A 23,392-nucleotide genomic window follows, 5' to 3' on the forward strand; every position below is an offset into this window, starting at 1 on the left:
GCCCATATTGATACTCGTCAATATAACGGAGTGGGAGGCAGACTCCTTATACTGTGTGCATGGACTCCTCCCCTAGCAATGCCGATAGCACCCCGGATGCACAGTGCTGTTCCCTGAGCAGTGGCCCGCTCAGCCAGGGCGACTCCCTCCGCTTTTCCCAGCAATTTAAAGTACTTGCTGACCCAGCCCGCCTGCGCCTGCTATCCATATTGTGCGACGAGGGCTGCGGCCCGATGAGCGTTACGGAGCTGACCGCGCTTTCCGGCCTGAGCCAACCGACGGTATCTCATCACCTCGGCAAGTTGAGGGAATCCGGTCTCTTAATCAAGCAACAATCGGGCCGTACCGTTACCCATCGAGTGCAAAAGGAAGCCTTCCGCACACTGCGCCAGTTACTCTCCTTCGATTAGGAGAACTCCAGTCCTAGTCTGAGAGGTGAATGACCTCGCGTGCATTATCCTCAGCAATGATCTGCCGCGTTAAGCACCTTCGACCCCGGAACAAACGCCTGCTCAAGTTCTGCCTCTATACGTATTTGCGGCTTTGCCGTTTCAATACTTGTTCAGGGTAGGGCCGGATACTCGGTATGCGACTCTACGCCTGGGCTTATGGGTCAAGCAATAAATAAAGCCCGAGCCTACAGGCTCGGGCTGAATGATGCGCTAAGTGCGCAGAAGTTTAGAGGTTCGGGAACCAGATAGCGATCTCGCGCTCTGCGGACTCTGGGGAGTCAGAGCCGTGGACGATGTTCTCGCCAACGGTCAGGGCGAAGTCACCGCGGATGGTGCCCGGGGTGGCCTTGGAGACTGGGTCGGTGCCGCCAGCCAGCTGACGCCATGCCTCGATGGCGCGCTCGCCCTCAACAACACCAGCGATAAGCGGTGCAGAGGTGATGAACTCGACAAGGTCACCGAAGAATGGCTTGTCCTTGTGCTCCTCGTAGTGCTTCTCCGCGGTCTCGCGGTCAGCAACGCGCAGGTCGAGCTCGGCCAGCTTCAGGCCCTTGCGCTCGATGCGGGAGATGATTTCGCCTACGTGGCCGTTCTTTACGCCGTCCGGCTTGATGAGAATCAGTGTACGTTCAGTCATGCCCCACACTGTACCGAAACCGCACGCATGCGTCGCGCGCTGGGGTATTCCTTTGGGGTAAAAGGTGGGGGTCTAGGGCTATGCGAGTTGTTTAACTATCTCTTCGGCACGCTCCTGCGAGGTGCCCCGAAACCACAGGCGCACTTGGCCTACTGCGGCGCCAAACTGGCCATTGGCCAGCAAGCGTTGCAGCTCCGCGCGCTGTTCCTTATCCAAATCCTCGAAGGTGGCTTCTTTGGCCGGTTCGAAGTTGCTCCGCAGGGCCAAAACCAGAAAAACACCGCCAATAATGAGGGCGACTAGCGGTAGCCACGGCGTTCCCGTAGCGGCGCGGGCTACCACTGCGGCGACGCAGGCGAGTGCGGCAAGGACGAGATAGAGAGTGCGCATGGCCGCCAGTCTATCGCGTCTTGCCCACTCGCCGAAGGCGTCAAGGCTACCGTGCTATTTCTCGTTGAGGTGCTGCGTGGTGAGGTAACCGCGCTTCATGCGGGCGATGAGGTTGCTGCGCAGGTAGACGGCCAGCAGCCACTCCATGCCAAAGATGATGAAGATGGCGGCCACCGCCCAGTGGACCATAAAGCCCACAATGACGCACAACAGCTGTGCCCACACAATGACGGACAGCGCCCATTTCTTATTCATGAACGCGATCATCACGAGGTGGAATACCACTGCGGCAATGACGAAACCGTAGTTGAAAGGGGTCCACAAGGTGCCGTCATAGAGCTTGTACAGCATCGGCAGTGCGAAGGATAGGGCAAGCGCCTCCATGGTCAGGGAGCTGGCAATGACCATCCCGTTAAAGCTTTTGAGCGGATCCTTGACTGGGGCTTGGCCCATGCCGAGGGGGCCGATCTCGCTTTCCGGGATCTGTTCTTCGCGGCCGCGGGTGCGGCGGGGCGGGCGGGGTTGGTGCTCTCCGCGCGGGTGGTGATTGTCGCGGCTCATGCAGGTTCCTTTCCAAACATCGCGCGGGCATCACCAGCGGTGACGACCGAGCCGGTGATGATGATGCCGGAGCCGGATTGGACCTCGGCGTCCTCGGCAAGCTCCACGGCCTGGGCATAGGCACCCGGCAGGTTATCGGCTACGTGCACGCGCTCCTCGCCAAAGATATCGCGGGCAGTCTCTGCCAAGTCGTAGGCATCGAGGGCGCGCGGCGAGGAGTTTTGGGTGATGACTACCTCGGTGAGGTAAGGCTCAAGTGCGGTGAGGATGCCAGTGGAATCCTTATCCGCGAAGATCGAGAGCACGCCGATGAGGCGGGCGAAGTCGAAATCGCGGTCCAGTGCAGCCCCTAGTGCCTTGGCGCCATGTGGGTTATGGGCGGCATCAATAAACGTCGTCGGCGAGGTGCGCACGCGCTCCAGGCGGCCGGGCGAAATCGCTTGGGCAAAACCATTGCGCACGGTCGCAACATCCAGCGGGTGGCCGGCCGAGGCGCCGAAGAACGCTTCCACCGCGGCAAGGGCCACGGCCGCATTCTTTGCTTGGTGCTCGCCGTGCAGGGGCAGGAAAATGTCCTCGTACAGGCCGCCAAGGCCCTGGATGTTGACCTGTTGACCGCCGACGGCGATGCGGGACTCGAGGGCAGCAAATTCAGAGCCGGAGCGGGCCACGCCCGCCTCCACGTCCACGGCCTGCTGCAGGATAACCCGCATTGCCTCAGGGTCCTGTTCCGCAACAACCACAATGTTTTCGTTGGGAGTCAGCGGATCATCGGCGTCCTCGCGCGGCTTGATAATGCCGGCCTTTTCACCGGCAATCTCTGCGAGGGTATCGCCCAAGTAGTCCGTGTGGTCCAAGCCCACCGGGGTAATAACGGAGACATCCGCATTGACCACGTTGGTGGCATCCCACCGGCCGCCGAGGCCGACTTCAACAACGGCGACGTCCACGGGGGCGTCGGCAAACGCGGCATAGGACAAGCCGACAAGGACCTCGAACTTGGACATGGGAACGTCCGACTGGGCATCGACCATCTCCACAAAAGGCTTGATCTCGTGCCAGATGCGCACATAATCGCGCGGGTGGATAGGCTGGCCATCGATGCCGATGCGCTCCGTGACGCGCTGCAGGTGCGGGCTGGTGACAAGGCCGACGCGGCGGTGGAAGGCACGCAGGAGCGAATCCACCATGCGCGCGGTGGAGGACTTGCCGTTGGTGCCGGCAATGTGGATGACATCGAAGGAACGCTCAGGGTGACCAAGCAGATCCATGAGCATCTCGATGCGGTCGAGGGAAGGCTCAATCTTGGTCTCCGGCCAGCGCTCATTGAGCTCGTCTTCTACCTCCGCGAGGGCGCGCAGCTCCTCGGCCGACACCTCTTGTGGTGCAGCCTCGTTGTACTCGTCCTCGCTGCCCATGCCCAAGTTGAGAGTCAGGCCGGACTCGGTGATTTCCACCGGGCCACCATCGGTGCCTTCTTTGAGGGCATCGACGATTTCGAAGTCCTCAGTCTCCTTGTCCTTGTCCGCCACTACTTCAGGCCCTCCAAACGGCTGGTGATGCGCTCGACCTCTTCGCGGGCGACCTGCTGGCGCTCCTTAATCTTATTGACCACTTCTTCCGGCGCCTTGGACAAGAAGTTCTCGTTGCCCAGCTTCTTGCCGGTCTGCTCCAGTTCCTTATTCGCCTTGGCCAGGTCCTTTTCCAGGCGCTTGCGCTCGGCTTCCACGTCCACCGCGCCGTGGGTATCCAGGGTGACCTCCACGGTGGCCTGGGAAAGGCGCACCTCGATGGAGGCGGAAGGATCGAAATCCTCGCCCGGGGCGGTGGTATTGGCCAGGTTGCGCACCAATTCCTCTTGGCCGGCGAGATCCGCTGCGGCGAAGTCGAGGCGGCCCGGCACCTTTTGGGAAGGCTTTACACCCTGGTCGGAGCGGAAGCGGCGCAGCTCGGTGATGAGCTTATCGGCGTCCTCGATGCGGCGGGCGGCCACCTCATCCTTGGTGGCGCCACCATTGGTATCGGCAACGGTAGGCCACGGTGCAACGACGATGGACTCGCCGCCGGTCAGCGCCTTCCATAGCACCTCGGTGACGAATGGCATGGTCGGATGCAGTAGGCGCAGGACGACGTCGAGCACGCGGCCCAACACGATCTGGGTATTGCGGCCCTGCTCGCTTACGCCATCGCGCGGGATCTGGGTCTTGGCAATCTCCAAGTACCAGTCACACAGCTCGTCCCAGGTGAAGTGGTAGAGCAGCTCGTTGGCCTTAGCAAACTGGTAGTCATCCAGGTAGTCATCCACCTTGGCACGGACTTCTTCGGCACGGTCAAGGATCCACCGGTCGGCGTCGCTAAGCTCCGCACGGTTCGGCAGCGTGGCCACTCCAGCGCCGTTCATGAGCGCGAACTTGGTGGCGTTGAACAACTTGGTGGCAAAGTTGCGGGCGGCCGCGGCGGCATCGGAGCCAAGCGGCAGGTCCACGCCGGGGTTGGCGCCGCGGGCAAGGGTAAAGCGCAGGGCATCCGCACCGTAATCGCGCACCCAATCCATCGGGTCAATGCCGTTGCCCAAGGACTTGGACATCTTGCGGCCCTGTTCATCGCGGACCAGGCCGTGCAGGTAGAGATCCTTGAACGGCACCTGCGGGCGACCATCGGTGCCCTCGCCCAAAAGCTCTGGGGTATGGGAGCCGGCAAAGGTGCCGAACATCATCATGCGGGCCACCCAGAAGAACAAGATGTCATAGGCGGTGACCAGCACGTTGGTGGGATAGAACTTCTCCAGATCCGGGGTCTTTTCTGGCCAACCCAGGGTGGAAAATGGCCACAGCGCGGAGGAGAACCAGGTATCCAGCACGTCCGGATCCTGCTCGTATCCTGCCGGCGGCTCCTCATCAGGGCCGACACAGACGATGTCTCGCTGGCCGTCCTCACCTTCTGGCCCGTACCAGATAGGAATGCGGTGGCCCCACCACAGCTGGCGAGAGATGCACCAATCGTGCATGTCATCGACCCACTCGAAGTAGCGCGGCTCGAGCGACTGCGGGTGCAGGGTGGTATCGCCCTCGCGCACGGCGTCGCCAGAGGCCTTGGCCATCTTGGCTACGTCCACAAACCACTGCAGGGACAGGCGCGGCTCGATAGGCTCGCCGGAGCGCTCCGAGTGGCCCACGGAGTGGACGTACGGGCGGATTTCCTTGACGATGCGGCCCTGCTCGCGCAGCGCTTCGCGGATCTCCACGCGGGCTTCCTCGCGGGTCAGGCCGTCGAAGCGGGTGCCGGTATTGGCAATGTGGCCGGTGGTATCGATAACGGTGGGCATATCCAAGTTGTGGCGGGTGCCCATCGCGTAGTCATTCGGGTCGTGCGCCGGGGTGATCTTCACCGCGCCGGTACCGAATTCCATGTCCACGTAGTCATCGGCGATGATCTTGAGCGTCAGGTCATCGCGGAACGGGTGCGGCAGCTCCTTGCCCACCAAGTCAGCATAGCGCTCGTCGTCTGGGTGTACGGCAATGGCAACGTCGCCCAGCATGGTTTCTACACGGGTGGTGGCCACGATGAGGTGCGGTTCATCGTCATTGAGCGAGCCATAGCGGATAGATACCAGCTCGCCCTCGACGTCCTTGTACACGACCTCGATATCGGAGACGGCGGTCTCTAGCACCGGCGACCAGTTCACCAGGCGGTTGGCCTGGTAGATCATGCCCTCATCGTAGAGGTTCTTAAAGATGGTCTGGACGGCGCGGGAGAGACCATCATCCAAGGTGAAGCGCTCGCGGGACCAGTCCACGGAGTCACCGATGGCGCGCATCTGGTTCTGGATGGTGCCGCCGTACTGCTCCTTCCACTCCCAGACCTTGCCAATGAATTCTTCGCGCTCATAGTCCCAGCGCTTTTTGCCCTCGGTCTCCTTGAGCTTGGCCTCGACCTTGGTCTGGGTGGCAATGCCGGCGTGATCGGCACCGGGCAACCACAGGGTGGCGTAGCCCTGCATGCGCTTGCGGCGGATAATGGAATCAATCAGCGTGTGGTCCAGGGCGTGGCCCATGTGCAGCTGGCCGGTCACATTTGGCGGCGGCAGCACGATGGAATAAGGCTCGGCCTCCGAATTCGCATCCGGAGTGAAGTAGCCCTTTTCTACCCAGCCCTCATAGAGGTCCTTCTCTACGGCCTGCGGCTCCCACGACTTAGGCAGCGCATCGGCGCGGTTGGTACCAACTAATTGCTCATTATTTTGCTCAGTCACCTGGCCGATTCTACCTTGCACGTCAACCGGCTCAGCCAGGCAGGGTGCGCACCGAGTATAAGGTGCGCACCGAGCGGGTTCTAGAGCAGGTCCGCCACGGCCTTGCGCTCCTCACGCAGCTCGGCCACGGAGGCCTCGATGCGCTCCTTTTGGAACTCAGTGAGCTCCAGTCCCTGCACGATCTCCCACTGGCCATTGCGGCTGACCGTGGGGAATCCGCAAATAAGGCCCTTGTCGACGCCGTAGGATCCGTCCGATGGCACCGCCGCGGTGCGCCAGTCCTCGGTGCCATGAATCCAGTCATGCATGTGGTCCACGGCTGCCGACGCCGCCGAAGCAGCCGAGGAGCTGCCGCGAACCTCAATAATCTCCGCACCGCGCTTGGCCACCTTGGGGATCATTTCTTCGCGGTACCAGTCCTGGTCCACCTCAGCGTTGGAGTAGGTAATATCCGGGAATTGGCTAGCAGAATGGTTGCCCCATACCGCCACCTTGTTGAAATCGGTGGTGGACTTTCCGGTCTTCAGTGCTAGCTGGCTCAGGGTGCGGTTGTGGTCCAGGCGCATGAGGGCAGTGAACTGGGAATCATCCAAATCCGGGGCATTATTCGCCGCGATGAGGGCATTGGTATTAGCCGGGTTGCCCACGACTAGCACGCGGACATCGCGCGCGGCGTAGTCATTGATGGCCTTGCCCTGCTTGGTGAAGATGGCGCCATTAGCCTCCAGCAGGTCGGCGCGCTCCATTCCCTTGCTGCGCGGGCGAGCGCCTACAAGAAAGGCGGCGGAGGTGTTCTCGAAGGCTTCTTTGAGATCATCAGTAACCGTAATGGAGTTAACCAACGGCAGGGCGGAGTCATTGAGCTCCATGGCTACGCCTTGGGCCTTTTCCACCGCAGCGGGAATTTCCAGCAATGCTAGGTCTACCGGGGTGTCTTTTCCGTACACATCGCCGGCAGCGATGCGCCACAGCAGCGAATACGCGATGTTGCCGGCGGCGCCGGTGACAGTGATCTTGACGGGCTGAGTCATGATGTAAAGCCTCCTCAATGGCTGCGACATGGGCGGCACACGCGAGCCAGATTGCTCGCACCGCCACGGAATGTAATCCACCACCGAGCTTAGCCCCACCGCCAGCATTCGCGCTGTGAATCTAGCCCCCTCTTTTGGAGGGAAAATCTAGGGCACTTGCGTTAAATCACCCCCATTTACCTCCAAATTAGCGCCCCCAATGGGCCAGAAACTCCCCCACGGGGTGATTAATCGGGCATGATAGGAAAAGGAAATGCGGGACACTCCCCCGCGCTGCACACCCAATATGCAGAGGGATGGCCTACTCCCGCACTATTAGACATCAGTTCACCGCGCCACCGCCGCGCCGCAAAGGATTAAGGACTTACGCAATGAGCACTGAGAATACTGACCCACTGCAGGCTGCAGACCAGGCGGATTCTCCTCACGCTGCCCACGCGGAATCCGTCAGCATTGACTCCGTGGTGGACGTTGCGATCAAGCAGTTTTCCCGCTTTGGCTTTACAGAAACCAAGCTAGAGGCCATCGCCCAAGAATCCGGCATGTCCAAGCGCATGATTCACTACCACTTTGGCGATAAGAAGGGCTTGTACCTGCGTGCGCTGAGCACCGCCGCGCAGCGTCTCAATCCGCCTGAGAATGCCCTGGAAATCGATACCGCAGTTCCGGTCGAAGGCGTGCGCAAGTTGGTGGATTGGCTTTTCCGCGAGCGCGTAGCCAACCCGGAGGCCATCCGCATGCTGGTATGGGAAACTAACCAGCAGATTGTGGACCCAGCACAGCAGGCTATTGCCGACGTCGCCGGAGTGGCCCTCCACCTTGACCGCTTGCTGCTCTTGGGCCAAGACGCCGGCGCCTTCCGCCCCGGCATTTCCGCCAATGACATCTTCACCCTGATTTCCTCGTTGACGGTCTACCGCGTGACCAACCAGGTGATGGTGGAAAACATGCTGGGCGTAAACTTCAATACCCAAGAAAATATCGACGGCATGCATAGGCTCACCGTCGATGCAGTGCTGGCGTTTTTGACCGCCAATATTCCGGACTCGGGCCACGAGTCCTACCTCACCTCGTCCTCGTTCGATACAGAGGAAGGCGACGAGGCCTCCCCGCAGGATATCTACAACGAGGAGTAATAGCGCGGGCCTTCCGGTCCACGCCCTACCCTGCCACAGCCCGACAGTAGGCGCTGTGGCAGCTAAGGCCTAGGCAGATTCTTTTGCCTCATCCGTATAGCTAAACTGCGGCTCCGCGCCCTCGGTCACGCACTCCGACGTAATGTGCACCGTGGCAATATCCTCGCGGTCCGGCAGGTCGTACATGACCGGGACCAAAAGCTCTTCCATGATGGCGCGCAGGCCACGCGCACCCGTCTTGCGCTCCAAGGCGAGCTCCGCGATGGCATCCAAAGCCGCAGGCTCAATCTCCAATTCGCAGTCATCCATCTCGAAGAGGCGGCTGTACTGCTTAACCAGCGAGTTCTTTGGCTCGGTGAGCACCTTCACCAGGGATTCACGGTCCAGGTTATCCACCGTGGCCACGACAGGTAGGCGGCCGATGAACTCTGGAATAAGGCCGAACTTCACTAGGTCCTCGGGACGCACCTGGGAGAAAAGGTCAACCTTTTCGCGCTCGTCCTTGGTATCCAAGTTGGCGCCAAAGCCCACGCCTTTCTTGCCCACGCGATCCGCAATGACCTGATCCAGGCCTGCGAAGGCGCCGGCCACAATGAACAAGATATTGGAGGTATCCAGCTGGATAAACTCCTGATTCGGGTGCTTGCGGCCGCCTTGCGGCGGAATGGCCGCCACGGTGCCTTCTAGAATCTTCAGCAGCGCCTGCTGCACGCCCTCACCGGAGACATCGCGGGTAATGGACGGATTTTCGGACTTGCGGGAAATCTTGTCCACCTCATCGACGTAGATGATGCCGCGCTGGGCACGCTCCACGTCAAAGTCCGCGGCCTGAAGCAGCTTCAGGAGGATATTTTCCACATCTTCGCCCACGTAGCCGGCCTCGGTGAGGCTGGTGGCATCGGCGATGGCAAAGGGGACATCGAGAAGCCGGGCCAAGGTCTGCGCTAGGTAGGTCTTACCGGAACCGGTGGGGCCCAACATCAAGATATTGGACTTAGAAATCTCCACCTCATCGCCCTCGGCCTTCTTGCGGCGGGCCTCCAATGCGGCCGACTCTTCGGCCTTGATGCGCTTGTAGTGGTTATACACTGCCACAGACAACACGCGCTTGGCCTTGTCTTGGCCGATGACGTACTTATCAAGGAAGGCAGAAATCTGCGAGGGTCGAGGCAGGCGCACCTCCGCATCGGAGGATTCCTGCGCCTGCTCTTGGCCCAGTTCCTCTTCGATGATCTCATTGCATAGCTCGATGCACTCATCGCAGATGTAGACACCGCCGCCGGCGATGAGCTTTTTCACCTGCTTCTGACTCTTGCCACAAAAGGAACACTTGAGCAGGTCAGCGCTTTCTTGCATACGTGCCATTAAGTTCTTTCACACTCGCTTTTCGTACCGCTATCCACAGTTGGAAGGATGATTCTACCCTTCCGAGCGGCTTAATCTTCATCTGTTTCTACCTTAGTAAATCAACCCGACAGGCCCTTCATCCATTCCCTCCCGCGTGGCGAATTTCCCAGGCCTTTCCTGCTCCTGCGGCCTAAACTAGAAGGTGAAATCACCCTCATCCCACCCCTTTTAGGAACAGGAGCATAATGTTCGATCTCACAGGACGAGTAGCCATTGTCACCGGCGGCGCCTCCGGCATTGGCCGCGGCATCGTCGCCTCGCTGCGGGAGGCCGGCGCCACCGTTGTCATCGCCGATATAGACCTCGACCACGCCACCGCTACCGCTAAGAAGTTGGGTGCCAGCGCCATTCGTGTGGACGTCACCGACCGCGCTTCGGTTAAGGACCTGTATCGCCAGGTCACTGCCGAGCACGGCGGCTTCGACATTGTGTGCTCCAATGCCGGGGTCTTTCCCAACTGTCCGCTGGCAGAGATGACCGATGAAAAGTGGGAGGCGATGTTTGCCATCAACACCCACGGCACCTTCAAGGTGGTCCAAGAGGCACTCCCCTACCTCAAGCAACGCCGCTATGGGCGCATCGTCATCACCACATCTATCACCGGCTCACACACGGGCTTTCCGGGTTGGGCCCACTACGGCGCCTCCAAGGCCGCCCAGCAGGGGTTTATGCGTTCAGCCGCGCTGGAAGTGGCCCGCGATGGCATCACCATTAACGGCGTCCTCCCAGGCAATATCCTCACCGAGGGCCTCGAGACCCAAGGCCAGGAGTACCTCGATCAAATGACGCGGTCAGTACCGCTGCACCGCCTGGGCACCCCGCGCGATATTGGCACTGCGGCAGCCTTCCTGGCCTCGGAAGAGGCAGGCTACATCACCGGCCAAACCCTCGTCATAGATGGCGGCCAGCTCTTGCCTGAGACTCCCGAGGCCATACTGCCGCCGTGCGATTAGCCGCGCTTGCCGACGCCCCCATGTACACAAAGCACGAGGCCCCTTGCTACACAGTGTGCGGCAAGGGGCCTCGTGGGGATTTCATTCATTTGCTGCTTACTGCAGCCAGTCGAAGTCGAGCAGGAAAAGTTCTGCATCGAGCATCTCAAGTTCATCCGGTGCATGACCGGTAACGGTTTCTAGTGCCTCTGCAACGTCTTTGGTCGTAGCAGGGGTCTTATCAGCGTCAAGCAGGGTTTCTGCCACCAAAGCACGAACTGGAGCTTCCGAAATGGTGTCCAGGCCGGTACCAGTGGTGGAGCTCTTGAACGCATCAGCGATGCCGTCCATCAAAGAACGCATCATGTTCATTTCTCACACCTCCATGTGGCTTTCTCTCTGTTTGATACAGAGGAATATACGCGACATACCCTCGTTAGGCAACCCTTTGGTCGCTTTAAGTTAACCTTTTGTTAACTTAAAGAAAGTGTGTCGCACGCCACATTAGAGGTTTACCCCCAAGGAAGGACAATGACTTAGAGGTCACCAAACGGCGTGAAGCCAAAGTAGTGGTCCAGCGTATCGCGGGCAATCCACATGATGGCCACCAGGATAACTACGGCCAGCACCGCATAGACAGTCCAGCCAAGCACCTTCATCTGAGGGCTTGCAGGGGTATCGCCAACAACGACGCCGTTGTCGTCGCGAATGGGGTCACCGGTCATACACCGCATGCCCAAGGAGAAAAGTAGCGGAATGCCAGCGCCGAAGACCAACGCCAAGCCTGCAACGTGAATGAGGGACTGGAAGATTTCTGCAGCAGTCATGGTTTAGCGCTCCTCTTGAACAGTAGACGGCGCGGAGGCATCCTCCGCATTGGTAGCGGACACTGGTGCGGCGCCGGCAGCAACTGGCTCCTTGCGGTCAGAGCCCGCACCCATGGAAGAATCCACGGACTCGGAGTTTGGTTCCCAGTCGTTGTTGACGTTGGAAGCATCCACCGGGTTCATGCGGGAACGGATGACAATGAGCGCGGCCATTGCCAGCAGCAAGACGAAGTCCACGATGGCACCGGTTGCGACGTTGGTGAAGGAGGAGACGCCGTGTGCCAACCACCAGGTAGCAAAGCCCACGAACGCAGCGCACGGCAAGGTGATGAGCCATGCGGACACCATGCGCATGGCAACACCCCAGCGAACCTCAGCACCGCGGCGCCCCAGGCCGGTACCCAGAATGGAACCGGTGGACACGTGGGTGGTGGACAGTGCCATACCACCGGTAGCAGAGGTGAGGATGATGGCTGCAGAAGTAGCTTCAGCGGCCATGCCCTGTGGGGACTCAATCTCCACCAGACCCTTGCCCAGGGTGCGGATAACGCGCCAGCCGCCGGACAGAGTGCCGGCCGCGATAGCCACAGCACAAGCAACGATAACCCAGGTTGGAATGCGGGCGTCTGCAACCGCATGCCCAGAGGCAACCAGCGCCAGGAAGATAACGCCCATGGTCTTCTGTGCATCGCCAGCGCCGTGCGCCAGGGACACCAGGCACGCAGTGACGATCTGACCGTGGCGGAAGTGCTCGTTCTTAGCCTTATTCGGGATGGTGTTGGTTACCCAGTAGATAAGGAACGTGGCACACGCCGAAACCAGCGCCGCGATGATAGGCGAGGCAACGGCCGGGATAATGATCTTGCCGGCAATGGAGGACCACTCCACGCCAGCCGAGCCCATCGCAGCGAAGGCGGCACCAATAAGGCCACCGAACAAGGCGTGGGAGGAACTGGACGGCATACCCAGCAACCAAGTGAACAGGTTCCAGATGATGCCGCCGATAAGGCCAGTGAAGACGACCATCAACAGTGCCTGGCCGTCGGTATCAGCGGCGGCGCCAGACAGGTCGTAGGAATCAAGGTTAACAATGCCCTTTGCCACGGTCGCAGCAACATTGACCGAAAGGAAGGCACCCACAAGGTTAAGCGCTGCGGAGATGGCTACCGCGGTAAAAGGCTTCAAAGCACCAGTGGCAATGGACGTAGCCATCGCGTTGGCAGTGTCATGAAATCCGTTCGTAAAGTCAAAGGCAAGGGCGGTCACCACCACAATGCCGAGGATAATCAGAGTCGCTGTCACAGCGTTGGCCCCTTGGAAAGAAAAGATGAACACGGTACGCATCTGCGGCGCCTTCACACGTCGCGGACGAAATGCAGATTACTCCTGCACCTATCCGCAGACAATTGCTTTTCTTTAACATTTCCTTTGGTTAACCTTTTGTTAACCTGCTGGGGCTCAGAATCGAGCCCAAGAGAATTCCAAAGGGATAAAATTTCCCCAGCTAATGCCAATTAAATGCCCCCACCTCCCCTGCTTAACCCGAGTGATAAAAACCACTTAGGGAGTTATGCCAACATCACGCCGACATACCTCCCACTTAAGGGTGTTTTACAGCATCTAGCGGAAGGTAGAGAACTTCTTTACCACCCAGCGGCTTAGAACAAGCAGGATGGCACCCAACACGATGGATACAACACCAAGGGAGATGAAGAAGGTATTCTCCGCGCCTGCATCATCCGGGTTATAGAAGCTAGCCAAGGAGCCGGCCAGCGAGGTACCCATAGCCACCGCCATCATCCACACCGCCATCATGCGGGACGGGAATGCCACCGGCGCCACCTTGGTGGCAAGCGCATTGCCCACCGGCGAAAGAAGGAGCTCCGCCATGGTGAAAAGGAAGAGGATGAAAACGATGACAAACATCGGGGTGGAGTTCGCTTCCGCACCCGAGAAAGGAAGGAAGAAGAACAAGGAGATGCCGATGACGATATTGGCTACGCCGAACTTTACTGGGGTGGACCACTGCCTATCCCCTAGCTTCGTCCACATCGTTGCGAAGACAGCGGAGAAAATAACAATAAAGATCGGGTTAATGGACTGTACCAGTGATGGCGGGATTTCCCAGCCAAACATGTGGCGGTCCAGGCGCACATCCGAATAAATCGTCATCACCGTAAACTGCTGCTGGAAGATTCCGAAGAACAAAACACCGGAAATAAACATCGGAATAAACCCCAACAGGCGGTTCTTTTCCTCACGGGTCACCAACTTCGAGGTATACATCTGCGCCCACAGATAGATTGCAGCAACCAGAGCAACCGCGGTGACAATATTGGACAGCCAATCAACCTGAATAGCGCCGGTAGCCACTGCCACCACCATAACCACGATAATGGCTGCAACTACCACCACACCCATGAGCAATTGCTTCGGGCTAGCCGGGTTTGGAACCTCGTGCCCCGCATCCTTAATGGTGGTCTTGCGCATGAGCGAATACTGGATCAGGCCGAGCGCCATGCCAATTGCTGCAATACCGAAACCCCAATGGAAACCCTGCCAGCCCCACAGCGCGGTGGTGAGCAGCGGACCAACAAGCGCGCCGATATTAACGCCCATATAGAAGATGGAGAAGCCACCATCGCGGCGCGGGTCATCGCGACTGTACATAGCACCAAGCACGACCTGCGCGGTGGTCTTAACACCGCCGGAGCCGATGGCAATAAGGACGAGGCCAATAGCCAAACCAGTTATTTCGGGAACAAATGCCAAAGCAATGTGGCCAAGCATCACCATGCTGGCCGAGTAAAACAGTGTGCGTTCTGCACCCAAGACACGGTCAGCAACAAGAGAAGCCAATAAGCAGGCCATGTAGACCAAGCCACCGTAGGCTCCCACAATAGACGTCGCGTCCGCTCGGTCGAGGCCGAGACCACCATCGGTAGTGGAGTAATACATGTAAAGCAAGACAAGAGCTTGCATGCCATAGAAGCTAAATCGCTCCCACATTTCCACGCCAAAGAGGTTGGCCAAGCCCCATGGGTGGCCAAAGAATGTACGTTCGCCGCTCTGCGGCGTGGGCGTAGCAGCCTGGGCCACCGCGTCAGATGTGTGTTTCTCCATAAAAATATCTGACCACTTGGAGGCCTAAATCACAAATCAGTCATTATAAGTTTAGTGTCGCACGATAGAAATAAACCTAACGACCTGCAGATATTGCGCAGAGAGACTTACCCCATTCGGGTGCAGCAAGAATTACCGGGCATTGCCCCTTCCCTGCCCTACAATGCTGAAAGCCCCTGCCTCACAACCGGAATTCGGTTGAGCGGCAGGGGCTACCTAGAATGAGTTATTCCAAATTAAGCGTTGAGCTTGCGGTAATCAAAGACCGTATCGATAATGCCATATTCAACGGCTTCCTGAGCGGTCAGAATCTTATCGCGATCCGTATCAATGCGGATCTGCTCAGCGGTACGACCGGTGTGCTCAGACAGGGTGGTTTCCATCAGCTTGCGCATGCGCTCAATCTCGGCGGCCTGAATCTCCAGATCAGAAACCTGACCCTGAGTACCCTGAGTTGCCGGCTGGTGAATGAGCACACGGGAGTTAGGTAGCGCGGCACGCTTACCCGGCGCACCCGCAGCCAAGAGCACAGCGGCGGCGGAAGCAGCCTGACCCAGGCACACGGTCTGCACATCGGGACGAACGTAGCGCATGGTGTCATAGATAGCCATCAACGCGGTGAAGGAACCACCGGGCGAGTTGATGTACATGGTGATATCGCGGTCTGGGTCCTGGCTCTCCAGAACCAGCAGCTGGGCCATAATGTCATTTGCGGAAGTGTCATCCACCTGGGTGCCCAAGAAGATAATGCGCTCTTCAAAAAGCTTGGAATATGGATTGGTTTCCTTAGTGCCCTGTGCGGACTGCTCAATGAAGGACGGCAGAACGTAGCGGGAACTTGGCATCTGGGACTGATTCATAGTGATTTTCTCCTTATTCCCTAGTTACTCAGCGGGCCGTTGACGGACTCAATGACGTGGTCAACAATGCCGTAGTCCTTGGCCTGCTGGGCGGTCATCCAACGGTCACGGTCGGAGTCCTTGGTGATCTGCTCAAAGGTCTGTCCGGTGTGCTCGGCAATGAGCTCGGCCATCTCGCGCTTGGTCTGAGCAAATTGCTCAGCCTGAATGGCGATATCCGCAGCGGTACCGCCAACACCGGCAGAAGGCTGGTGCATCATGATGCGTGCGTGCGGCAGCGCGAAGCGCTTGCCCTTGGTGCCGCCGGAAAGCAGGAACTGACCCATGGAGGCAGCCAGGCCCATGCCGTACGTGGCAATATCGCACGGCGAGTACTTCATGGTGTCATAAATAGCCATGCCCGCAGTGACAGAGCCACCCGGGGAGTTGATGTAGAGCGAAATGTCGCGAGTGGGGTCCTCGGCGGACAGCAGGAGGATCTGGGCGCACAGCTTGTTCGCAATCTCATCATCGACCTGGGTTCCCAGGAAGATAATGCGCTCGCGCAACAGGCGCTCGTACACGCTATCGCTCAGATTCATACCCGTAGACGACGAGTTCATTGAAATCTTCTCAGACATTAGTGGTTCTCCTTCAAGTGAAGAATGCTTTAACTGGCCCCACCTTACCGGCATTCCTCTCAAACTTGGCCTCTGTTCGCTATGAGCGTTGGGCCACAGCGCCAAAGGCGCACACGGAAGCTGGGTTAACATTTACTCATGTCTGTTTCCGAGCTGTCCACCAGTACCCAGAACTATTTGAAAGCTATCTGGGGGCTAAAGGAATGGTCATCCGAGCCCGTTACCGCCACGCTTATAGCGAAACAGCTGGGACTCAAGCTCTCCTCGGTTTCCGATGCAGTGCGCAAAATGGCGAAGCAAGGGCTCGTGTCACACACGCCCTATGGCTCTGTGGAGTTAACCGAACTTGGCAGGCAGTACGCATTGGTCATGGTGCGCCGTCACCGATTGCTTGAGTCTTTTTTGGTTCAAGCATTGGGCTACACCTGGGACGAAGTCCATAATGAAGCCGAAAATCTCGAACACGCGGTGTCTGACATGCTCATAGAACGTGTGGATAAGTTCCTTGATTACCCCACTAGGGATCCGCACGGCGATCCTATCCCTACGGTTGATGGACAGATCACCATCCCCAGTGCGCATCGCCTCACCGACAGCGGTGCACAATCGCGGGTGACCGTGGAACGCATTTCTGATTCCGACCCACAACTGCTGAAGTTCCTTGAAGAGCGCGGCATTGTCACTGGGGCTGTTCTTAGCACGCGCGAGGGAGCGCCCTTTTCAGATTCTCTCGAAATACAGGTGGCCGGCGGCACTCAGTGGGTAGTACTTGGACGCCCAGCTACCGACGCAGTGTTTGTAGCACACCACAACCTTTAGACATTCCCCTTTGCATTAATCCTGCTCTCACCTGCCCTTTTCAAAACTACGTTAGACCGTAGTTGCAACTACGGCATTGCGTAGTTAGTCTTTTCGAATATCACCTACCCCACTTATGGCTAAGGCCAGGATGAGCAGGATTGCCATGTCAGACTCACCAGATTTGGTGTACTTTTCCAGCGTTTCAGAGAACACGAAAAGATTCGTCGAACGCTTAGATAGACCCGCGGTGCGCATTCCACTGCGCCCCAAGAAAACCGGGATGATCCAGGTTTCACACCCGTACGTACTCATCGTTCCCACCTACGGCGGCGGCTCGCTCAAACGCGCAGTCCCCAAACAGGTCATCGACTTCCTCAATGACCCAATCAACCGCTCCTTTATCCGGGGCGTTATTACCTCAGGGAATACCAACTTCGGAAGTGCTTACTGCGTCGCCGGACGCATCATTTCCGCCAAGTGCCACGTACCGGAGCTGTATCACTTCGAGCTTCTCGGCACCCAGAAGGACATCGCCGCCGTAAAGCAGGGCCTTCAGAAGTTTTGGGAGCAGCAAAAGCAGCTAACGATGACACCCCATTAATCCCCCACAAGATGAAGAACACATCCGCATCACACAGATTGGAAAACACAATGTGGCCTCTTGATGCCACCCCCACACAGACTATTGGCGCTACGCCCCGCACCGCTTCAGCAGACAATGCCGGCGGTGTCGGCAAGCGCAAGAGCTACCACGCACTCAACGCGCAGCTGAACTTGTTCGACGCTTCTGGAAAAATCCAGTTTGACAAGGACATTCAGGCAGCACAAGACTATGTCACGCACCATGTCGCTCCCCGCATGCATCAGTTCGATTCCACCAAGCAACGCTTGGAATGGTTGGTTGATAACGAGTACTACGAGCGGGATTTCCTTGAGCTTTATGATGACGCCTTTCTGTGCGCCATGTACGACAGAGCACATCGAGTTAAGCATCAGTTCCGCACCTTCCTCGGCGCATTTAAGTTCTTCACTTCATATGCACTGAAAACCTTTGATGGCTCCCGATTCCTAGAAGGCTACGAAGAACGCGTCGCCACCACAGCTTTATACCTTGCACAGGGCGACGAAGAGCTCGCAGAAAAGCTGGTGGATGACATCATGACCGGACGCTTCCAGCCCGCCACCCCTACTTTTCTCAACGCAGGCAAAGCCCAGCGCGGCGAAATGGTCTCCTGCTTCCTCCTGCGAATCGAAGACAATTTGGAGAGCATTGGCCGCTGCGTGAACTCTGCACTGCAACTATCAAAGCGCGGTGGTGGAGTGGCCCTGTTGCTGAGCAATCTGCGCGAATCCGGAGCCCCGATCAAAAAGATTGAGAACCAGGCTTCCGGCGTAGTCCCAGTCATGAAGATTCTCGAAGATAGCTTCAGCTATGCCAACCAATTGGGCTCCCGGCAGGGCGCTGGAGCCGTCTACCTGCATGCGCACCATCCAGATATTCTTCGCTTCCTGGATACCAAGCGGGAAAATGCCGATGAGAAAGTCCGCATCAAGACTCTTTCGCTGGGGGTTGTTATTCCAGATATAACCTTCCGTCTGGCCAAAGAGAACAAGGATATGCATCTTTTTAGCCCGTATGACATCGCTCGCGAGTACGGCGTAGCCATGTCTGACATGTCCATCACCGAGTACTACGACGAGCTGGTTGCCAATCCGCGAATCTCTCACACGACCATTAAGGCCCGCGAGTTTTTCACCACGCTGGCTGAGCTTCAGTTTGAATCCGGATACCCCTACATCCTCTTTGAGGATACGGTCAACCGCGCTAATCCCCTCAAAGGGCATATCAATATGTCCAACCTGTGTAGCGAAATCCTCCAGGTCAACACGCCATCGACCTACGGAGCTTCGGGTGACTACACCACCGTTGGCCAGGATATTTCCTGCAATCTAGGTTCGCTCAACATTGCGAAGGCTTTTGAATCGCCGGACTTCGGGGAGACCGTCGAAACCGCAGTGCGTGCCCTCACGAAGGTTTCAGACCTGACGAATATCGAAGCTGTTCCCTCCATCGCTCACGGAAATGCTTCCATGCATGCCATTGGTCTGGGCCAAATGAATCTCCACGGCTTCCTTGCTTCACAGCGTATTCCTTATGGCTGCGCCGAGGCACTGGACTTTACAAATATCTATTTCCTCACGGTGACCTACCATGCGCTCCGCGCATCCCATGCACTCGCGGTTGAAAAAGGTCAACGATTCACAGGCTTCGAAGAATCCACCTATGCCACTGGCGCCTACTTTGACAAATACATCGACCAAGACTGGGCGCCAGCCACTGAACACGTAAAACAGCTCTTCCACGAAGCAGGCGTGCAGATCCCTCAACGCGAGGATTGGCTACGGCTCAAGAATCAAGTGATGCAAGACGGCATCTACAACGCCTACTTGCAGGCAGTTCCACCCACTGGATCAATTTCCTACATCAATGACTCCACCGCGTCCATCCACCCAATTGCCTCCAAAATTGAAATACGCAAGGAAGGCCGCTTGGGGCGCGTGTACTACCCCGCGCCGGAAATGACCAACGACAACCTGGAGTATTTCGATGACTCCTACGCCGTGGGATACGAAAAGATCATCGACACCTACGCCATGGCCACCCAACACGTGGACCAAGGGCTTTCCCTGACCTTGTTCTTTACCGCTGATACCACCACGCGGGACATCAACAAGGCACAAATCTATGCCTGGAAAGCCGGAATCAAGACCCTCTACTACATCCGTTTACGCCAATCCGCGCTCCAAGGAACCGAGGTCGAAGGCTGCGTCTCCTGTGCTTTGTAGGAGCACGGTCCTCCCCCTTGTCCACAACCATTCACTCAGAAAGAAAGAAGCTATGTCGTCAACATCGAATAGTGCTGAACTAACCAGCATTTCAGTTACTCCGCCGAGCTACCGGCATGATCCTTCAGCCCGCATCCGCGCCATCAATTGGAACCGGGTGAGCGATGACAAGGATCTTGAAGTGTGGAACCGTCTAACCGCCAACTTTTGGTTGCCAGAGAAGGTCCCGCTTTCTAATGATCTCCCGGCGTGGCAGAAGATGACACCCGAGGAACGCAACCTCACCATGCGGGTGTTCACGGGACTCACCACCCTGGATACTGTCCAGGCCACCGTGGGTGAAATCTGTCAGATTCAAGATGCCCGCACCGAACACGAGGAGGCCGTGTATACCAACATCGCCTTCATGCAGTCAGTCCATGCCCGTTCATACTCTTCAGTGTTTTCTACCCTGAGCAGTACAAAGGAAATTGATGAAGCATACCGCTGGGCGGTGAATAACGACCTTCTCCAGGCACGCGCTAAGAAAGTTCTCGCGCACTATTTTGGGCCGGATCCACTCAAACGCAAGGTGTCATCGACGTTGCTTTCCTCGCTGCTTCTCTACGCGGGTTTCTATCTTCCCTTGCACTTTTCTGTCCACGCCACCCTGACAAATACGGCAGACATGATCCGCCTCATTCTGCGTGACAAGGCAGTGCACGGCTACTACTCGGGTTACAAATATCAGCGCGGTCTGGAATCCACGACCCCGCTACGGCAGAAGGAGATGCATGATTTCACCATTTCTTTGCTCGAAGAGCTTTATGCACTAGAGCTGGACTATTCCGGCGAGCTATATGAGCCTTTGGGACTCATGGATGATGTAGCCGTGTTCGTTCGCTATAACGCCAATAAGGCACTCATGAATTTGGGCTACCCGGATTATTTCCCGCCCGAAGAAACGGAAGTGAACCCAGAAATCCTCGCGGCCCTAGCCCCCGGAGCAGATGAGAACCATGACTTCTTCTCCGGATCTGGTTCCTCCTATGTCATTGGTACTGCTGAAGAAACGAGTGATGATGACTGGGATTTCTAAACCTTTTCCGCGACCGGACCAAGGAAGCTGGCTTGAGACCATCGCGCTGTTTGAAGCCATCCGCGAAGGAAACCAACCCGCAGCCATGCGGCTGTTGAATACATCCGCCGCACGAGAGGCCGTCCTCGGGGGGCTTCTAGGACTCATCGAACTGTACTTCCGCCATGAAGAAGGAAACAAAGTAGATGGCTTCCTCACCGCCGCCCACGCTGCCGGCCCACCACCGGCCTTTGGCTGCAAGCCTTTTCTCCCTTGACCACGTCTCCCTACACCCAACTAAGAAAGAAGGTTTACCATGACCACCCCACGTATCAGCGTTATCGTCGGCAGCCTGCGCCGAGAGTCATTTGCACGCAAGATTGCACACGAGGTGCTCACGATGATCCCTGAAGGCTACGAGGCAAACATCGTGGAAATCCGTGACTTGCCGCTCTATGACTTCGACTACGATGACCCCGCCGTCACGGACAAGCCCACTCCGGCTGAGTACACCACCTTTCGCGAGACCATCAAGAACTCGAGCGGGATCCTCTTCATTACGCCAGAGAACAACCGCACTATCCCTGCCTGCCTCAAAAACGCAGTGGACATCGGCTCTAAACCCAACTCAGATGTGGCGTGGAAGAACCTTCCCGCAGGTATCATTAGCCACTCTGTAGGCCGCATGGGCGGCTACAGTTCACAGAAGAACCTTCGCCTCGCTCTGTCCTACTTCGACATGCCGCTCCCTGGTCAGCCCGAAGTATTTCTGGGCCAATCCCCCACCCTTTTCGAAGAGTCCGGACATCTCAATCAACGTACCGCAGACTTTGTCAAGGATTACGTTATGCGCTTCCTGCAGTTGACCGACGAGGCCTTTAGAGCCAAGAACGGCTAGCGGTATCCCCAGCCAACACACATCACATCACGCCCTCTTCGAAGTACTCAAAGACTCCTAGAGGGCGTCCACAATGACACAAACCCCGGATTCAGGCTCATCCTTGAGTTACCTGAATCCGGGGTTTCATGCGCGCTCGCCACCACACATGTGGCAGCAGCGCGTTACAAGTGGGAGATTACTTCTCCTCGGAAGCTTCTGCAGCGTCCTCTTCTTCGATTTCACCGAAGTACTGGTCAACGTCTACGTCATTGCCCTCTTCATCCTTGACGGTGGTGCGGCAGATAGCGGCAGCCAGTGCCTTGCCACGGCGCACGTCAGAGAAGAGGTTAGCGATCTGGCCGTTGGACTGCAGCTGCTGGATGAACTGGTTCGGGTCCATGCCGTAGGACTGAGCGGTGAACAGGATGTGGTCGGTCAGCTCCTGCTGGGAAACTTCCGGCTCTTCCTTCTCTGCTACAGCGTCGAGGAACAGCTGGGTGCGGACGGACTCTTCTGCCTGCTCGCGGGTCTGCTTATCAAACTCTTCGCGGGAGGTGCCCTGTGCCTCAAGCAGCTGAGCCAGTGCCTTCTCATCGTGAGCCAGCTGGCCCAGGATCTGGTGCAGCTGGGAGTGTGCCTGCTCGTCCACTACGGACTGCGGCAGTTCGAATTCAACCTCAGACAGTGCGGACTTCAGAACCTCATCGCGGATCTGTGCAGCCTGCTCAGCCTTCTTGGTCTCCTCCACCTGGGTCTTGGTGGACTCACGCAGCTCGTCCATGGTGTCGAACTCAGAAGCCATCTGAGCGAACTCATCGTCCATAGTCGGCAGCTTGCGCTCCTTGGACTGCTGGACGTGGACCTTGATGGTGGCCTCTTCGTCCTTGTGCTCACCGGACTGGATGGTGGAGGTGAACTCGTTATCCTCACCGGTCTTCATGCCGCGCAGGGCAGTGTCCAGACCCTTGATGAGATCATCGTCGCCGATGCGGTAAGACAGACCCTCGGTGGAAGCGTCTTCAATCTTCTCGCCGTCAATCTCAGCGGTGATGTCGATGATGGCGTAGTCGCCGGTCTTCATTTTGCGCTTGGTGTCCTTGAGCTCACCGAAGCGCTCTGCCAGCTCCTCCAGAGCCTTGTCGACGTCCTCTTCGTCAGCCTTCAGGGCCGGGACGGTAACGGAGATCTTGGAGAAGTCCGGAATCTCAAACTCAGGGCGGATATCAACCTCTGCGGTGAACTCCACGAAGTCCTTGTCCTCGATCTTGGAAATGTCAACGTCCGGCTGGCCGATGACCTTCAGATCGTTTTCCTTGACTGCCTGCTCGTAGCGGGAAGGCAGCATGTCATTGACAACCTGCTCCAGGATGGGGCCGCGGCCGAAGCGAGCATCAATAAGCTGGCGCGGTGCCTTGCCCTTACGGAAACCTGGAATAGAAACCTGCTGCGCGATTGCCGCGTAAGCTTGATCGATTTCCTGGTCCAGCTCCGCAAACGGAACGTTGACGGTGAGCTTAACGCGGGTATCGCTCAGCTTGTCTACGGTGGTCTTCACGAGTGAATCTCCCTGGCTTCATTG

The 23,392-nt window shown here is 57.6% G+C and carries 23 protein-coding genes; 9 read left to right on the forward strand and 14 right to left on the reverse strand.

Annotated elements, in window-relative coordinates; all coding sequences use genetic code 11:
• The first annotated feature begins 59 nt into the window (after positions 1-59).
• Positions 60-410, forward strand: coding sequence for a metalloregulator ArsR/SmtB family transcription factor (locus MHY22_RS04955; RefSeq protein ID WP_040425217.1), 351 nt, complete (start codon positions 60-62; stop codon positions 408-410).
• 268 nt (positions 411-678) lie between these two features.
• Here MHY22_RS04955 and ndk read toward each other — a convergent pair whose 3' ends face one another.
• The 6 genes from ndk to MHY22_RS04985 all read right to left on the reverse strand — a co-directional run bounded on the left by ndk (position 679) and on the right by MHY22_RS04985 (position 7,323).
• Entirely contained in the window at positions 679-1,089 is a 411-nt protein-coding gene (gene ndk, locus MHY22_RS04960) for a nucleoside-diphosphate kinase (protein WP_005324068.1), read from the reverse strand.
• A gap of 78 nt (positions 1,090-1,167) precedes the next feature.
• Positions 1,168-1,479, reverse strand: coding sequence for a hypothetical protein (locus MHY22_RS04965; RefSeq protein WP_225746550.1), 312 nt, complete (start codon positions 1,477-1,479; stop codon positions 1,168-1,170).
• 54 nt (positions 1,480-1,533) lie between these two features.
• Positions 1,534-2,040 carry a DUF4233 domain-containing protein gene (locus tag MHY22_RS04970; RefSeq protein WP_200435305.1) on the reverse strand — a complete coding sequence of 169 codons (507 nt, stop codon included), beginning with the start codon at positions 2,038-2,040 and terminating at the stop codon, positions 1,534-1,536.
• Entirely contained in the window at positions 2,037-3,572 is a 1,536-nt protein-coding gene (locus MHY22_RS04975; protein ID WP_239278320.1) for a folylpolyglutamate synthase/dihydrofolate synthase family protein, read from the reverse strand. The genes MHY22_RS04970 and MHY22_RS04975 overlap by 4 nt, the downstream gene beginning before the upstream one ends.
• Entirely contained in the window at positions 3,572-6,292 is a 2,721-nt protein-coding gene (locus tag MHY22_RS04980) for a valine--tRNA ligase (protein WP_239278322.1), read from the reverse strand. Before MHY22_RS04980 ends, MHY22_RS04975 begins: the two co-directional genes overlap by 1 nt.
• An 80-nt stretch (positions 6,293-6,372) precedes the next feature.
• Positions 6,373-7,323 carry a malate dehydrogenase gene (locus MHY22_RS04985; RefSeq protein WP_239278323.1) on the reverse strand — a complete coding sequence of 317 codons (951 nt, stop codon included), beginning with the start codon at positions 7,321-7,323 and terminating at the stop codon, positions 6,373-6,375.
• Between the two features lie 371 nt (positions 7,324-7,694).
• Here MHY22_RS04985 and MHY22_RS04990 point away from each other — a divergent pair, with 371 nt between their 5' ends.
• Positions 7,695-8,459 carry a TetR/AcrR family transcriptional regulator gene (locus tag MHY22_RS04990; protein ID WP_239278325.1) on the forward strand — a complete coding sequence of 255 codons (765 nt, stop codon included), beginning with the start codon at positions 7,695-7,697 and terminating at the stop codon, positions 8,457-8,459.
• A gap of 69 nt (positions 8,460-8,528) precedes the next feature.
• Here the strand turns inward: MHY22_RS04990 and clpX are convergent, their stop codons facing one another.
• Positions 8,529-9,824, reverse strand: coding sequence for an ATP-dependent Clp protease ATP-binding subunit ClpX (gene clpX, locus MHY22_RS04995; protein ID WP_239278327.1), 1,296 nt, complete (start codon positions 9,822-9,824; stop codon positions 8,529-8,531).
• Between the two features lie 227 nt (positions 9,825-10,051).
• On the opposite strand from clpX, the gene fabG reads away from it, so the two are divergent.
• Positions 10,052-10,819 (forward strand): 3-oxoacyl-ACP reductase FabG, encoded by a 768-nt coding sequence (gene fabG, locus MHY22_RS05000; protein WP_239278328.1) that lies wholly within the window; start codon positions 10,052-10,054, stop codon positions 10,817-10,819.
• 96 nt (positions 10,820-10,915) lie between these two features.
• Here the strand turns inward: fabG and MHY22_RS05005 are convergent, their stop codons facing one another.
• The 6 genes from MHY22_RS05005 to MHY22_RS05030 all read right to left on the reverse strand — a co-directional run bounded on the left by MHY22_RS05005 (position 10,916) and on the right by MHY22_RS05030 (position 16,228).
• The gene (locus tag MHY22_RS05005) at positions 10,916-11,170 is read right to left on the reverse strand and encodes a hypothetical protein (RefSeq protein ID WP_049377223.1); all 255 of its coding nucleotides are present in this window, start codon (positions 11,168-11,170) and stop codon (positions 10,916-10,918) included.
• 164 nt (positions 11,171-11,334) lie between these two features.
• Positions 11,335-11,625: a hypothetical protein gene (locus MHY22_RS05010; RefSeq protein WP_049377224.1), complete on the reverse strand. Its 291-nt coding sequence runs from the start codon at positions 11,623-11,625 to the stop codon at positions 11,335-11,337.
• A gap of 3 nt (positions 11,626-11,628) precedes the next feature.
• Positions 11,629-12,927 carry an inorganic phosphate transporter gene (locus tag MHY22_RS05015; RefSeq protein WP_239278329.1) on the reverse strand — a complete coding sequence of 433 codons (1,299 nt, stop codon included), beginning with the start codon at positions 12,925-12,927 and terminating at the stop codon, positions 11,629-11,631.
• Positions 12,928-13,245: 318 nt separating this feature from the next.
• A complete protein-coding gene (locus tag MHY22_RS05020; protein WP_239278330.1) occupies positions 13,246-14,748 on the reverse strand; it encodes a peptide MFS transporter in 1,503 nt (500 codons plus the stop codon).
• Between the two features lie 236 nt (positions 14,749-14,984).
• Positions 14,985-15,608 carry an ATP-dependent Clp protease proteolytic subunit gene (locus MHY22_RS05025; RefSeq protein WP_005324052.1) on the reverse strand — a complete coding sequence of 208 codons (624 nt, stop codon included), beginning with the start codon at positions 15,606-15,608 and terminating at the stop codon, positions 14,985-14,987.
• A gap of 20 nt (positions 15,609-15,628) precedes the next feature.
• Complete coding sequence (locus MHY22_RS05030) at positions 15,629-16,228, reverse strand: ATP-dependent Clp protease proteolytic subunit (protein ID WP_049377226.1); 600 nt, start codon at positions 16,226-16,228, stop codon at positions 15,629-15,631.
• A 138-nt stretch (positions 16,229-16,366) separates the two neighbouring features.
• Here MHY22_RS05030 and MHY22_RS11585 point away from each other — a divergent pair, with 138 nt between their 5' ends.
• The 6 genes from MHY22_RS11585 (at position 16,367) to MHY22_RS05070 (ending at position 21,831) form a co-directional block, all read left to right on the forward strand.
• Entirely contained in the window at positions 16,367-17,047 is a 681-nt protein-coding gene (locus MHY22_RS11585; RefSeq protein WP_284815160.1) for a metal-dependent transcriptional regulator, read from the forward strand.
• A gap of 115 nt (positions 17,048-17,162) precedes the next feature.
• Positions 17,163-17,630 carry a class Ib ribonucleoside-diphosphate reductase assembly flavoprotein NrdI gene (gene nrdI, locus MHY22_RS05050; protein WP_005324049.1) on the forward strand — a complete coding sequence of 156 codons (468 nt, stop codon included), beginning with the start codon at positions 17,163-17,165 and terminating at the stop codon, positions 17,628-17,630.
• Between the two features lie 50 nt (positions 17,631-17,680).
• Entirely contained in the window at positions 17,681-19,876 is a 2,196-nt protein-coding gene (gene nrdE, locus MHY22_RS05055; RefSeq protein ID WP_005324048.1) for a class 1b ribonucleoside-diphosphate reductase subunit alpha, read from the forward strand.
• Between the two features lie 52 nt (positions 19,877-19,928).
• Entirely contained in the window at positions 19,929-20,954 is a 1,026-nt protein-coding gene (gene nrdF, locus MHY22_RS05060) for a class 1b ribonucleoside-diphosphate reductase subunit beta (protein WP_023020918.1), read from the forward strand.
• Positions 20,955-21,039: 85 nt separating this feature from the next.
• Entirely contained in the window at positions 21,040-21,210 is a 171-nt protein-coding gene (locus tag MHY22_RS05065) for a hypothetical protein (protein WP_162837278.1), read from the forward strand.
• A 39-nt stretch (positions 21,211-21,249) separates the two neighbouring features.
• Positions 21,250-21,831: an NADPH-dependent FMN reductase gene (locus MHY22_RS05070; protein WP_005324045.1), complete on the forward strand. Its 582-nt coding sequence runs from the start codon at positions 21,250-21,252 to the stop codon at positions 21,829-21,831.
• Between the two features lie 178 nt (positions 21,832-22,009).
• Here MHY22_RS05070 and tig read toward each other — a convergent pair whose 3' ends face one another.
• Positions 22,010-23,368: a trigger factor gene (gene tig, locus MHY22_RS05075; RefSeq protein ID WP_239278331.1), complete on the reverse strand. Its 1,359-nt coding sequence runs from the start codon at positions 23,366-23,368 to the stop codon at positions 22,010-22,012.
• Between the last annotated feature and the right edge of the window lie 24 nt (positions 23,369-23,392).

The sequence above is a fragment of the Corynebacterium sp. ACRPO genome (assembly GCF_022347205.1).
In the GTDB taxonomy this organism is placed as follows: domain Bacteria; phylum Actinomycetota; class Actinomycetes; order Mycobacteriales; family Mycobacteriaceae; genus Corynebacterium.

Excerpts from the sequence above, each read along its gene's own strand:
- MHY22_RS11585 (WP_284815160.1), top strand. The coding sequence starts at position 16,367 with ATGTCTGTTTCCGAGCTGTCCACCAGTACCCAGAACTATTTGAAAGCT.
- MHY22_RS04990 (WP_239278325.1), top strand. The coding sequence starts at position 7,695 with ATGAGCACTGAGAATACTGACCCACTGCAGGCTGCAGACCAGGCGGAT.
- ndk (WP_005324068.1), bottom strand. The coding sequence starts at position 1,089 with ATGACTGAACGTACACTGATTCTCATCAAGCCGGACGGCGTAAAGAAC.
- nrdI (WP_005324049.1), top strand. The coding sequence starts at position 17,163 with ATGGCTAAGGCCAGGATGAGCAGGATTGCCATGTCAGACTCACCAGAT.
- nrdE (WP_005324048.1), top strand. The coding sequence starts at position 17,681 with ATGTGGCCTCTTGATGCCACCCCCACACAGACTATTGGCGCTACGCCC.
- MHY22_RS04970 (WP_200435305.1), bottom strand. The coding sequence starts at position 2,040 with ATGAGCCGCGACAATCACCACCCGCGCGGAGAGCACCAACCCCGCCCG.
- MHY22_RS05065 (WP_162837278.1), top strand. The coding sequence starts at position 21,040 with ATGCGGCTGTTGAATACATCCGCCGCACGAGAGGCCGTCCTCGGGGGG.
- MHY22_RS05020 (WP_239278330.1), bottom strand. The coding sequence starts at position 14,748 with ATGGAGAAACACACATCTGACGCGGTGGCCCAGGCTGCTACGCCCACG.
- clpX (WP_239278327.1), bottom strand. The coding sequence starts at position 9,824 with ATGGCACGTATGCAAGAAAGCGCTGACCTGCTCAAGTGTTCCTTTTGT.
- nrdF (WP_023020918.1), top strand. The coding sequence starts at position 19,929 with ATGTCGTCAACATCGAATAGTGCTGAACTAACCAGCATTTCAGTTACT.
- MHY22_RS05030 (WP_049377226.1), bottom strand. The coding sequence starts at position 16,228 with ATGTCTGAGAAGATTTCAATGAACTCGTCGTCTACGGGTATGAATCTG.
- MHY22_RS05010 (WP_049377224.1), bottom strand. The coding sequence starts at position 11,625 with ATGACTGCTGCAGAAATCTTCCAGTCCCTCATTCACGTTGCAGGCTTG.
- fabG (WP_239278328.1), top strand. The coding sequence starts at position 10,052 with ATGTTCGATCTCACAGGACGAGTAGCCATTGTCACCGGCGGCGCCTCC.
- MHY22_RS04985 (WP_239278323.1), bottom strand. The coding sequence starts at position 7,323 with ATGACTCAGCCCGTCAAGATCACTGTCACCGGCGCCGCCGGCAACATC.
- MHY22_RS04965 (WP_225746550.1), bottom strand. The coding sequence starts at position 1,479 with ATGCGCACTCTCTATCTCGTCCTTGCCGCACTCGCCTGCGTCGCCGCA.
- MHY22_RS05025 (WP_005324052.1), bottom strand. The coding sequence starts at position 15,608 with ATGAATCAGTCCCAGATGCCAAGTTCCCGCTACGTTCTGCCGTCCTTC.
- MHY22_RS05070 (WP_005324045.1), top strand. The coding sequence starts at position 21,250 with ATGACCACCCCACGTATCAGCGTTATCGTCGGCAGCCTGCGCCGAGAG.
- MHY22_RS04955 (WP_040425217.1), top strand. The coding sequence starts at position 60 with ATGGACTCCTCCCCTAGCAATGCCGATAGCACCCCGGATGCACAGTGC.
- MHY22_RS05005 (WP_049377223.1), bottom strand. The coding sequence starts at position 11,170 with ATGAACATGATGCGTTCTTTGATGGACGGCATCGCTGATGCGTTCAAG.